This window comes from Stagnihabitans tardus, from assembly GCF_009925085.1.
Taxonomy (GTDB): Bacteria; Pseudomonadota; Alphaproteobacteria; order Rhodobacterales; family Rhodobacteraceae; genus Stagnihabitans; species Stagnihabitans tardus.
In genome coordinates this window covers 106,746-119,244 of record NZ_JAABNR010000003.1, presented here as the reverse complement: position 1 = coordinate 119,244, position 12,499 = coordinate 106,746, and the positions used below count along the sequence as shown (strand labels likewise).

Genomic DNA, 12,499 nt, shown 5'->3' with positions numbered 1-12,499 from the left:
AGGCATGACAGAACACGGGTTCGACGCGCTGGCCTTGCCCGAGGGCGGGCCCTGGGCCGAGCTGCGCCAGGCCGCCTCGGCGCCGGATTACGCGCAGTTCTGGCTGGCCCTGCAGGCGCGGCAACTGCCCGGCGCGCGGCTTGGGGTGGTGATCTTCGGCGACCCCGACAAGGGCGGCTATGCGCCTTTGGCCGTCCATCCCAAGGGCACGCTGATCGGGCCGGACCTCGCCCGGGCCGCCGAAAGCTGCCTGGGCGAGAAGAAGGGCATCCTGCGCGAAAGGCCCGGGGCGGATGGCTCGGTCTGCATCGCCTGGCCGGTCATGGTCGAGGACCGGCTTCTGGGTGTCGCGGCCTTTGAGCTCGCTCCGGGCGGGGAGGCTGCGACGCTGTCGGCGCGGCGCCTGCAATGGGGCGCGGCCTGGCTGGAGCTTCTGGCGCGGCGGCGGGTTCTGGTGCCGCCGCGGCGCCTGGCAGATGCGATGGACATGGCGGCGGCCTTGGCCGAGGCGCCGAACCTTGCCGTGGGCCTGCGCGGGATGGTGTCGGAACTGGCGCTGCAGATGGCGGCGGAATGGGTGGCGCTGGGCCAGGTCGGCGCGGTCGATACGGTGGTCGATATCCCGGCTTTGTCACACCGCGCCTCGGCCGTGGGCAAGACCCAGACCCGCCGCGCCTTGCAGATGGCGATGCAAGAGGCGCTGGACCAGCGCGAGACCCTGCTGCATCCCGGCGACGCCACGCTGATCCGCCGCGCCCATGAGGAGCTGGCCGAGGTCGCCGGGCCGGGGCCCCTGGTCTCCCTCCCCATCGCCGAGGAAAAGAGCCGCGCCGTCGCCGTCCTGACCTTGCAACGCGGCCCCGATGCGCCGGGCTTCGCCCCTGCCGAGGTGGAGTTCCTGCGGCTTTTCTGCGCTTGGATCGGGCCGATCATGGCCCTGAAAGCGCGGGAGGAGATGGGGGTCTTCCGCCGCCTTGCGCAGTCCCTGCACAAGGGCCTTTCGGGGCTGTTCGGCGCCAAGAACCTGGTCTGGAAAGTCTCTGCGCTGGCCTTTTTGGCCCTGGTCGGGGTCCTCGCTTCGATCGACGCCCCCGACCGCGTGACGGCCCAGGCCCGGCTGGAGGGCTCGGTTCAGCGTGCCGTGACCTCGCCCATCATCGGCTATGTCGCCGAGGTGCGGGCGCGGGCGGGGGATGTGGTGACGGCGGGGCAGGTGCTGGCCCGGCTGGATGACCGCGACCTGAAGGTGGAACACGCCCGCTGGCAGGCCGAACGCGACCGCTGGGCGCAGGAATATGCCTCGGCCCTGGCCAAGGACGACCGCGCGCTGGTCGGCATCACCAAGGCCCGCATCGCCGAGGCGCAATCGCGGCTGGACCTGGTCGAGGACCTGCTGCGGCGGATCGAGATCACCTCTCCCATCGACGGGTTGATCGTGGCGGGCGACCTCGACCGCCTCGTCGGCGCCCCGGTGCAGCGCGGCGATATCCTCTATGAGGTCGCGCCCTTGGACGACTACCGCGTCACGCTGGACGTGGCCGAGCGCGACCTGACCTTGTTGCGTGAGGGGCAGGGGGGCACGCTTCTCCTGACCGGCCTGACCGAGGTGCAGATGCCGCTGACCGTCACCCGCATCACCCCGGTCTCCCATGCCGCCGAGGGTCGCAATGTCTTCCGGGTCGAGGCGGCCTTGGACCGGGGCTCGGACCTCCTCCGCCCCGGCATGCAGGGCTGGGCCAAGGTCGAGGTCGGGGAACGCCGCCTCCTGACCATCCTCACCGAACGCGCCGAGGCCTGGATCCGCATGCAGTTCTGGCGGTGGCTGCCGTGAGGCGGATCCTCTTTTCCACCGCCTGGTATCGGGTGGCGGGGCTCAAGCCCAAACTCCGCCGCGAGGCCGCCATCCACCGCCATGTCTATCGCGGCCAGCCCTGGTTCGTGGTGGATGACCGGCTTTCGGGCCAGATGCACCGCTTCTCCGCCGCGACCTTCTCCTTGGCGGGGCTCTTCGATGGCACCCGCACAGTGGACGAGGTCTGGCGCCACGGGCTGGAGAAGCTGGGCGACCAGGCCCCCACGCAGGACGAGGTGATCTCTTTCCTCGGCCGTCTGCATGCCACGGGCCTCTTGACCGCCGAGGTCTCGCCCGAGACCGAGGATATCTTCCGCCAGCAAAAGGCCGAAGGGCGCCGGGGCCTGATGCGGGCGCTGGCTGCGCCGTTTTCGATGAAACTGCCGCTCTTCGACCCCGACCGCGCGCTCACCGCGATGGAGCCCCTGGCGCGGCTGATCTTCTCGGGCTGGGGCCTGGTGGTCTGGCTGGCGGTGGTGGGCCTTGGGCTCTGGACCGCCATGCTGAACGCCGACCGGCTGATGGGGGATGTGGCCGACCGGGTGCTCGCCCCCTGGTCGCTGGCCGTCATGGTCCTGGCCTATCCGGTGATGAAACTGCTGCATGAACTCGGCCACGGATTGGCGGTGAAACGCTGGGGCGGGCGGGTGCATGAGGTCGGGCTGATGTTCGTCCTTTTCGTGCCCTTGCCCTATGTCGATGCCTCTGCCGCCACGGGCTTTCCCTCGAAACGCGCCCGGGCGGTTGTGGGCGCTGCGGGGGTGCTGGTGGAGCTGTTCCTCGCCGCCATCGCGCTCTTCATCTGGCTCCAGGTCGAGCCCGGCCCGCTGCGCAGCTTTTGCCATGCGGTGATGGTGCTGGGGACGATCTCGACGCTTCTGTTCAACGGCAACCCCTTGATGCGCTTCGACGGCTATTACATCCTCTCGGACCTGATCGAGGTCCCGAACCTCGCCCAAAGGTCGCAGGCCTGGCTGGGCTGGCTTGCCCGGCGGTCGATGGGGATCGAGGCGCAGAGCCCGGTGACCGCAAAGGGCGAGGCGGGGTGGTTCTTCTTCTACGGCCTGGCCTCCTTGGCCTACCGCGTCTTCCTGGCGGTTGTGATCACGCTTTTCGTGGCCAGCGCTTACCCCGTGATCGGCGGAGTCCTCGCGGCCTATGCCGTGCTTCTGATGATCGTCCTGCCCTTGGTCATGACGGCGCGGGTGCTGGTGACCGACCCGGGCTTCAAGTCGAAACGGCGGCGGGTGGTCTTGACCCTGGCCTCCGTCGCGGCCCTGGGCGTCTGGGCGGTGGCGGGGGTGGAGCTGCCTCGGCGCGCCCTGGTCCAGGGTGTCTCGGTCGCGCGGGAGGATGGGCCGGTCCGGGCAGGGGCGGAGGGGTTCGTGACGGAGATCCTCGCCACGCCAGGGTCGCGGGTTGTGCGGGGCGATCCGCTGATAAGGCTCAGCGATCCGACCGTCCAGACCGAACGCCGCGCGGTCGAGGCCGATGTGGCCGCCCGCCAGGCGCAGCTGCGGGTGGTGGAGTTCTCTGACCCCGTGGAGGCGACGCTGGTCCGCGCCGACCTCCGGGCCTCTCAAGCCGCCTTGGCCGAGTTCGACGCCCGCGCCGCGACCCAGGTGCTGCGGGCCGGGCAGGATGGGGTTTTCCTCATGGAGAAGCCGCAGGATAGCCTCGGCCGCTTCGTCCAGCGCGGCACGCAATTGGCGGTGGTGGCGCCGGAAGGCCCGCCGCTCATCGCCGCCGCCGTCCCGCAAGAGGCCATTGCGGCGATCCGCTCGGGCCTGACGGGTGTGACGCTTTGGCCGATCCGCCCCGATCCCGTGCCGCTCGCGGCGAAGCTCGATCGCATCGTCCCCGGGGCGTCGAATGACCTGCCCGACCCGGCGCTTGGGACCAATGGCGGCGGAGAGGTCCCCTTGGACCCCCGCGCCACCGACCACCTGCGCAGCCTGCAACCGATCTTCCGTGTCGACGTGGTCCCCCTGATCTGGGAGGCCCCGCCGCGCCTTGGTGAACGTTTCATCCTGCGCTTTGACCTGGAGCCCGAGACGCCGCTGGCCTGGGCCGTCCGAACGCTCCGCCGCATGGGGTTGGAGCATTTCGGATGGTGACCTGGCCGCTCACGCGCTTTTACCCGGAACGCGCCGAACCTGCGGGGGCGCGTGTCCCCACGGCCTTTGCCGTCAAGGGCAAGGCGCGGGAGTTTGCCCGGGCGGTTCTGGCCTCTGCCCCCGAACGCAGCAGCCTGCGCGGCAAGGTGGGCTTCGATGACCTGGTCCGCAACATGGCCGTGGTGGCAAAGGCGGTGCAGGCCGAGAAGGGCTATCTGCCCCATGACGTGCAGCTGATTGCGGCTTTCGAGATGCTGCAGGGCAAGCTGGTCGAGATGCAGACCGGAGAGGGCAAGACGCTGGTCGCCGTCCTTGTCTCGGCGATCCATGCCATGGCGGGGCGGCGGGTGCATGTGATCACGGCCAATGACTACCTCGCCGCGCGGGATGCCGAGATCATGGGCGGGATCTATCGCCGCCTGGGCCTGCGGGTCGAAGCGATCCCGGAGGGCGCAAGCGACACCGACAAGGCGCGGATCTACCGGGGCGATGTGACTTACCTGACGGCGAAACAGGTGATGTTCGACCACCTGCGCGACCGGATCAAGCTGGGCTCGACCGCCGGGTCGGCCTGGCGGCGGAACCTGAAAGTGGCGGTCAACCCGGGCGACTTCCTTTTGCCGGGGCTGGAGGTCGCGGTGATCGACGAGGCGGATTCGATCCTGGTGGATGAGGCCGTGGTGCCCCTGATCCTATCGCAGTCCTCGGGTGCGGCGGGGTTGGGGCAGATCGGGCGGGTGGCCCTGGACCTCGCGCGCGGGTTGGAGGAGGACAAGCACTTCACCCACGACCGCCGCCGCCGCGACCTTTGGCTTTTGAAGCCGGGGCAAGAGGCGCTGAAGGCCGATGCCCGCGCCATGGGGGGGATCTTTCAAAACGCGCTCTGGCGCGAGCAATATGTGCTTCAGGCGCTGATGGCGCTGCATATCTTCGCCCGCGACCGGGATTATATCCTGCGCGACGGGCGGGTCGAGATCGTCGACGTGAACACCGGGCGGACGATGAAGGACCGGTCCTGGGAGCGCGGCCTGCACCAGATGATCGAGGCCAAGGAGGGCGTGGCCATCACGGCGCCGAATGAGACCATTGCCCGGACCTCCAGCCAGACCTTCTTCCCGCGTTACCTGCGGCTTTGCGGCATGTCGGGGACCATTGGCGAGGTGCGGCACGAGCTTCGCCGGGTTTACGGGCTCGACTATGCGGTGATCCCGACGCGGCTGCCCTCGCGAAGGGCGCATCTGGGGGTGGTGGTGCATGAGACGGCGGACCAAAAGCGCCGCGATGTGGCGCGACGGGCGGCCAGGGCGGCGGCAGAGGGCCGGGCGGTCTTGATCGGCACGCGGACGGTCAGCGACAGCGAGGCGCTGTCACTTGTGCTGGCGGAAGAGGGTGTCGCGCACCAGGTCCTGAACGCCAGGCAAGACGCCGAGGAGGCCGCGATCATCGCCGGGGCGGGTGCTCCGGGCCGGGTGACGGTGGCGACCAACATGGCCGGGCGCGGCACGGATATCGCTTTGCCGGCCCAGGTCGTCGCGGCGGGCGGCCTGCATGTCATCGCGACCGAGCGTCACGACAGCCGCCGCATCGACCGCCAGCTCTTTGGCCGCGCCGCGCGGCAGGGCGACCCGGGCTCTTGCGAAGAGGTCCTCTCGCTGGAGGACGACCTGCCCCGCCGTTTCCTGCCCAAGTGGCTGCGGCACATTCTGACCCGCCCCGGCCTTGGCTGGCTGGCCGACCGCGCGCTGGCCCGCGCCCAGGCCCGGGCCGACCGCCGCACCGCCCGCCAAAGGATCGACCTCGCCCGGATGGAGCGGTATCTTGCCGAAAGACTTGCCTTTGCCGGGGCGGGGGTCGCCCATCGCGACCCTTCGCACTGATTGTGCTTGCCAAATCAGGTGCAAATGCAACACAGATTTCGCGTCTGAAGCGATTTTGACAGGCTGTTCATAATGACGCTGCAAGACTCTGATCCTATACTGCATGCTGTGCGGCGAACGGGGGCAAGCATGGACCTGCTTGGCAATATCGGACCGGAACCGACCAGCTATTGGCAGGCCGTGATCTCTGCGGCCGGTCTTGGCGTGTGGGATTACGACATTTCGACCGGGGAAAAGCACTATTCGCGCCGCTGGCATGAAATCCGCGGCCTGATCCCCGGTGGTCCCATGCCGCAAACCGATGAAGAATGGTATGACATCGTCCACCCCGACGACCTGGCCATCGCCCGCCACTACACGACCCTGATCAACGAGGGCCGCGCCGACGAAGTGTCCTTCGAATACCGCGAGAAGAAGCCCGACGGCGAATGGGTCTGGATCATGTGCCGGGGCCGTGCCATCGGGCATGACGCCCAGGGCCGGGCAACCCGCTTCGTGGGTGTCGATACCGACATCACCGCCATGAAGAAGACCGAGGACGAGCGGGCGCTCTACTCCAAGCAGCTGGATATCGCCCTGACGGTCGGCAAGATCGGCGTCTGGCAATACAATGCCAAGACCAACTCCGTGCATTGGGACCGCCGCCTGCGGCAGATCTACGGTCTCCCAGAGGACCTGGACCCCCTGCCGCGCGACATCTGGGAAAGGTCGATCCATCCCGACGACCTGGAAATGGTGCTCGAGCGGACAGCCTGGGGCCAGTCCAGTGGAGAGGATTACGACCTGGACTACCGGATCATAAGGCTTGAGGATGGCGTGATCCGCCACATCCGCAGCCGCGTCAGCCTGGTCGAAGACGCGCCCGAGGGGCTGAGCTTCATGGGCGTCAACTGGGACATGACCGACGACATCCAGCGCAGCCTTCAGCTGGAGGAAGCCAAGCGCGAGGCCGAAGAGCGGCTTTATCAGCTGAGCCTGGCGCATAAAGAGCTGGAGTATCTTTCGAACCACGATCCCCTGACCGGGCTGCACAACCGCCGCTCGTTGCGCAGCTACCTCTCCCAGCTTTGCCCCGATGGGCGGCCGCCGGACGGGACGGGGTTCCTCTTGTTCGACGTGGACCGTTTCAAGCGGGTGAACGACCGCTTCGGCCATGCCGTCGGCGACGAGATGATCGAATGTGTCGCCCGCGCGCTGACGGAAAAGCTGACCCAGGCCGAGATCATCGCGCGCACCGGCGGGGATGAGTTCCTGGCCGTGATCGCTGCGGGCACCGGCTATGATCAGATGGTCCACCTGGGCCAGGCGGTGATCGACCACGCCCGCAGCCTGACGCGCCATCAGGGTGAAGAGATGACCGTCTCGGTCGGCATCGCCATGGCCGACAAGGAATCCTCGGTCTCGGATGTGCTGACCTGGGCCGACCGGGCGATGTACAAGGCCAAGCTGATGGGCGGCGCAGTCGCGGCCCTGGCCTGACATGGGGTCGTCGGTGCGGCTGATTCCCCTTGGCTTGACCCTTGCCCTGGCGGTCCAGGGCGTGGCTCTGGTCTTCTTCCTGCTGGATGCGGCCGAGGAAATGGCCCATGACCCCTCGGACCTGCACCCCTGGACCGAGGGTCTGGTGGCGGTCGCGCTGGGCGTCGGCATGGCCCTGGTGGCGCGGGCGCTGGTTGACAGCCTGCGCCGGGCCCGGGCGCAGAGCTCGGCCCTTGCGATTGCCTCCGGAGAGTTCCGCCGCGTGATCGAACAGAGATTCGACGACTGGCACCTGACCGCGGCCGAACGCGAGGTGGCGCTTTTGTCCCTTCAGGGCCACGAGATCGACCGGATCGCCGCCCTGCGCGGTGCGGCCCTGGGCACGGTGCGGGCGCAACTCACGAAAATCTATGCGAAATCCGGCACGGCGAATCGCGCCCAGCTTGGCGCGGTCTTCGTCGAGACCCTGCTGACACCTCCCGCTGCCCCGCCCGGACCAAGGTCCGAAGCCGCGACGACAGAGGTCGTAAGCAAAAGCTGACGGCGGGTTTGAGGGTCTATGAGGATGGTTCAGAGGGCCGATTTACAGACTTTGGTCGATTGACCGAAAAGGGGGATTCCCCGGCCATGGCGGCAACTCAATCCCACGATGGACCTCGCCATGACCCTTCCTTCCAACAAGATCCAACTCGTCCCGACCGTCCTTTCCGGCGGCGGCTATACCCTGACCTCGGACTTTTTCGGAGATCTCGCGACCGTTCCGGTTGGAGGTCTTGCGAAAGGCAATATCGCGGGCCTGTCCGACCTGAACGGCGACGGGCTGGCGGATTTGGCCATCGGCGCGCCGGGGGATGACGACAAGGCGGTCAATGCGGGCCGGGCCTTCGTCATGCTTGGCGCCTCGGCCCCGGGGGTGTCGGAGAAATTCGCGGATTACCTTCCCGATGTCCTGATCATCGACGGTGTGAACGCGGGCGACATGGCAGGCTTTGCCATGGCGGGGATCGGCGACCTGAACGGCGACGGGCGCGGCGAGATCCTGGTCTCGGCCCCCGGGATGGTGGCCAATGGCGCGGCGGATGCCGGGATGGGCTTTGTCCTTTGGGGCATGGCTGCGGCCAATGGGGCCGGGATCGACCTGGCCGATGTTGTGGGCAACGGGGCCGAGGGCTATTCGATCCGGGGTCAGGCCGCTGGCGACCTGGCAGGGTGGTCGATGACCTCGATTGCCGACATGAACGGCGACGGGCTGGCCGAAGTGCTGATCGGCGCGCCCGGGAATGACGCGGGCGGAGCCGACGCCGGGGCGGCCTATGTCGTCTGGGGCAAGGGCACGGGGACGACGGTTCAACTGAACACCGTTGCGGCGGGGACGGGCGGGTTTGCGATCCAGGGCGCGGCTGCGGGCGACATGATCGGCAAAGCCGTGGCGGCGCTGGGCGACCAGGGCGGCGACGGCAAGGCCGAGATCCTTCTGGGCAGCGCAACCGCTGATGGCGGCGCGGGGGCGGTCTGGGTCGTCGATGGTCAGGCCTCGGGCGGCGCGGTGAGCCTTGGTGCCCTCGCCTCGGGTTACAAGATCAGCGGCGAGGCGGGCTCGGGTGCGGGGGTCTCGGTCACCAGCGCGGGCGATGTGAACGGCGACGGGCGCGAGGATATCCTGATCGGCGGGACCAACGCGGCCTGGCTTGTCTACGGCCAGGCGGGTCATGCCGATGTCAGCCTCTCGGATGTGGCGGCCGGGGTCGGTGGGGTCAAGATCACCGGCGGCGCGATGGCGGACCTGCGGGTCCTGGGCAATGCCGACCTGAACGGCGACGGCATCAAGGACCTGATCCTCGGCACGCCGCATGATGCCGAGGGCGGGGCAAACGCCGGGGCGGTCTATGTCGCCTGGGGCGATCAGCTTTATCGTCCGGTGTCCCTGGCCGACCTGTCGGCCTCGATCGGTGGGGCCAAGATCGTGGGAGCGGCGGGCAGCCTGACGGGCATGTCGCTGGCCTTGACCCAAGACCTGAACGGCGATGGGCGGGTGGACCTGATGATCGGCGCTCCGGGTGTCGGAGAAGGGGTGCAGGTGCTGTATACCCCCTCTTCCTGGACGCGGGACGACAATGTCTATGGCTCTGCGGCGGCGGATCTGATCGGCGCGGGCTATGGCGGGCCGCATCACGCCATCGGCGAGGGGGCGGATTCGGTCCTGGGCCTGGGCGGCAATGACACGATCGAGACGGGCGGCGGCAATGACACGCTGGAGGGCGGCCAGGGTGCCGACAGCCTGATCGGCGGGGCAGGCGATGACCTCTACCTGGTCGATGCGGGCGATGTGGTGGTCGAGGCCTTGGATGGCGGCATCGACACGGTGCAAAGCGCGCAGAACCACAGCCTGGCCGAGAATGTCGAGAAGCTGGTTCTGCTCGGCGCGGCCGAAAATGGCATCGGCAACGCGCTGGACAATACCTTGACCGGCAATGTCGCGGCCAACTGGCTGGTGGGCGGGGCTGGCAATGACACGATGATCGGCGGCCAGGGCAACGACGCTTACCAGGTCACCGAGGCGGGCGATGTGGTGATCGAGGCAGCGGCGGGCGGCACCGACACGGTGCGGGCCTCGTTCGACTATATCCTGGGCGCCAATGTCGAAAACCTGATCCTGGAGGGCGCGGCGCTGAAGGGCACGGGCAATGCCGGGTTCAACGCGATCACCGGCAATGCGCTGAACAACGTGTTGGACGGCAAGGCGGGGATGGACACGCTGCGGGGCCTCGGCGGCGACGATACCTATTATGTCGATGCGACGCTGGACCAGGTCTTCGAAAACGCTGGCGAGGGCAATGACAGGGTCAATGCCAGCGCGGATTTCACCCTGCGCGGCGAGATCGAGACCCTGGTCCTGACCAGGGCGGGTCTGCGCGGCACGGGCAGCGAATATGCCAACACGATCCTGGGCAGCGCGGGAGCCGACAGCCTGGACGGCGGTCTGGGCGCCGATAGCCTGGCTGGCGGCAGGGGCGACGACAGCTACTTCACCGACGGCCTGGACACGATCACCGAGGCCAAAAACGCAGGTATAGACACTGTTTACGCCTCGGTCGACCTGGTCCTGGGCGCCAACCTGGAAAACCTGGTCCTGACCGGGGCCGCGCATGTCGGCACGGGCAACACGCTGGCCAATACGATCACCGGAACCGCGCTCGCCGATACGCTGAGCGGCGGGCTTGGCGCGGATACGATGGTGGGGGGCCTGGGCGACGACCTTTACCGCGTCGACAATGCGGGCGACGTGGTGACCGAGACCGGGGGCCGCGACACGGTCCTGGCCTCGGCCTCCTGGACCATGACGGAGGGGGTCGAGGTTCTGACCCTGACCAAGGGCGGCCTGACCGGCACGGGCAACCTGGGCGACAACCAGATCAACGGCTCGACCGGGCGCGACAGCCTTGTGGGGCTGGAGGGCAACGACACGCTGGATGGCGGCGCGGGCAATGACACGATGGTCGGCGGAGCGGGGGATGACACCTATATCATCGACTCCTCGGGCGATGTGATCATCGAGACCTCGGGCCTGGATGTCGCTGTCCTGATGCGCGACGGGCTGACGGTGACGGGCGATGTCGAGATCATCCGCCTGGGCGGCACGGCGCATAGCCTGACCGGCAGCGCCAGCGACAATATCCTGGAGGGCGGCACGGGCAATGACTCCATCGACGGGGGCGCGGGCAATGACCTGCTTCTGGCGGGCGAGGGCGATGACGAGCTTCATGCCAGCTCGGGCCATGACGTTCTGTCGGGCGGGGCGGGCGACGACCGTTACCGGATCAACGGCGCCTCTTGCGAGATCGAGGATTTCCTCGGCGATGACACGCTGGACGCGTCCGAGGGCACGGGCAATGACTATATCGACCTTTCGGGCAACACCGACAGCGTGATCGAGGATGAAAACTGCCATATCGGCGGCGGCGGCAGCACGGCCTCTCCGCTGGATGTGCAGTTCCTGCAAGACCTGACCGGCAGCTTCGGGGATGACATCGCCACGGTGCGCGGCCTGGTGCCGCAATTGGTGGCGGCGATCCAGGCGGTGCAGGCCAACGCGACCTTTGGCGTCAGCTCCTTCATCGACAAGCCGATCTCGCCCTTCGGTGTCTCCGGGGAATGGGTCTACAAGCTGGAACAGGCGCTGAGCGCCGATGCCGCGACGCTGCTGGCGACCTATAACCGCATCAGCAATCTCTCGGGGGCCGATGGTCCGGAAAGCCAGATCGAGGCGCTGATGCAGCTGGCGCTCCATGCGACCGAGACCGGCTTCCGGGCGGATTCCGCGCGCTTCGTGGTGCTGTTTACCGATGCGCCCTTCCATGTGGCGGGCGATGGTGCGGCGGCGGGGATCCTGACGCCGAACAATGGCGACGGTGTGATGGATGGCGGCGGGATCGGCGAGGATTACCCGATGATCGCGCAGCTCGCCACGGCCTTGCAGGCCGCGGGCATCATCCCGATCTTTGCCGTGGCAGGCGGCTACGAGTCGACCTACCAGGGCCTGGTCACCCAGCTTGGCCGAGGCGCCGTGGTCACTTTGGGCCTTGATAGTGCCAATATCGTGAGTGCGATCACCACGGGCCTGACCACCGCGACCCAGACCCATATCGAGAATGCCGATTGCGGCATCGGCAATGACACGGTGATCGGCAGCGACGATGACAACAGCGTCTCGGGCGGCGCGGGCAATGACAGCCTTTCGGGCGGGGCGGGTCTGGATGACCTCAAGGGAGGCTCCGGCGTCGATATCCTCGCGGGAGACGATGGCGATGACCGGATCGAGGGCGGGCTTGGCGGGGATGACCTTTCTGGCGGCCTGGGCGGCGATACCTTCGTCTTTACCCAGCGCGACAGCCTGCGGTCGGGCTCGGACGTGATCCGCGACTTCACCTCGGGCGAAGACCATATCGACCTGAGCGCCATCGACGCCGATACGCTGACCTTGGGCGACCAGGGCTTCGCCTTCATCGACGCCGCCGCCTTTGGCCATGTCGCCGGGGAGCTGCGCCTGGCCACCGTCGGCGGTTTCCTCCAGCTTCAGGGCGATACGAATGGCGATGGGCTGGCCGATTTCGTCCTGCGCTTTGACCTTGCGACCGGGATGGCTCCGGTTGTTACTGACCTGATCTTGTAAGGAA

At 67.8% G+C, this 12,499-nt stretch carries 6 protein-coding genes; all 6 read left to right on the top strand.

From position 1 onward, the window contains the following. The first annotated feature begins 4 nt into the window (after nucleotides 1-4). The 6 genes from GV832_RS04215 (at nucleotide 5) to GV832_RS04190 (ending at nucleotide 12,495) form a co-directional block, all read left to right on the top strand. Entirely contained in the window at nucleotides 5-1,831 is a 1,827-nt protein-coding gene (locus GV832_RS04215; protein WP_168773585.1) for an efflux RND transporter periplasmic adaptor subunit, read from the top strand. Then, nucleotides 1,828-3,969, top strand: a complete 2,142-nt coding sequence (locus GV832_RS04210) for a peptidase M50 (protein ID WP_168773584.1) — start codon at nucleotides 1,828-1,830, stop codon at nucleotides 3,967-3,969. Before GV832_RS04215 ends, GV832_RS04210 begins: the two co-directional genes overlap by 4 nt. Next, nucleotides 3,963-5,846, top strand: coding sequence for a preprotein translocase subunit SecA (locus GV832_RS04205; protein ID WP_168773583.1), 1,884 nt, complete (start codon nucleotides 3,963-3,965; stop codon nucleotides 5,844-5,846). The genes GV832_RS04210 and GV832_RS04205 overlap by 7 nt, the downstream gene beginning before the upstream one ends. 129 nt (nucleotides 5,847-5,975) lie before the next feature. Further along, entirely contained in the window at nucleotides 5,976-7,325 is a 1,350-nt protein-coding gene (locus tag GV832_RS04200) for a sensor domain-containing diguanylate cyclase (RefSeq protein WP_168773582.1), read from the top strand. A 13-nt stretch (nucleotides 7,326-7,338) separates the two neighbouring features. Then, entirely contained in the window at nucleotides 7,339-7,866 is a 528-nt protein-coding gene (locus GV832_RS04195; RefSeq protein ID WP_168773581.1) for a helix-turn-helix transcriptional regulator, read from the top strand. A gap of 120 nt (nucleotides 7,867-7,986) precedes the next feature. Further along, entirely contained in the window at nucleotides 7,987-12,495 is a 4,509-nt protein-coding gene (locus GV832_RS04190; RefSeq protein WP_168773580.1) for a M10 family metallopeptidase C-terminal domain-containing protein, read from the top strand. The last annotated feature ends 4 nt before the right edge of the window (nucleotides 12,496-12,499 follow it).

What these genes read in the sequence shown, in the direction of transcription:
- GV832_RS04215 (WP_168773585.1), top strand. Translation starts at nt 5, where the DNA reads ATGACAGAACACGGGTTCGACGCGCTGGCCTTGCCCGAGGGCGGGCCC.
- GV832_RS04205 (WP_168773583.1), top strand. Translation starts at nt 3,963, where the DNA reads ATGGTGACCTGGCCGCTCACGCGCTTTTACCCGGAACGCGCCGAACCT.
- GV832_RS04200 (WP_168773582.1), top strand. Translation starts at nt 5,976, where the DNA reads ATGGACCTGCTTGGCAATATCGGACCGGAACCGACCAGCTATTGGCAG.
- GV832_RS04190 (WP_168773580.1), top strand. Translation starts at nt 7,987, where the DNA reads ATGACCCTTCCTTCCAACAAGATCCAACTCGTCCCGACCGTCCTTTCC.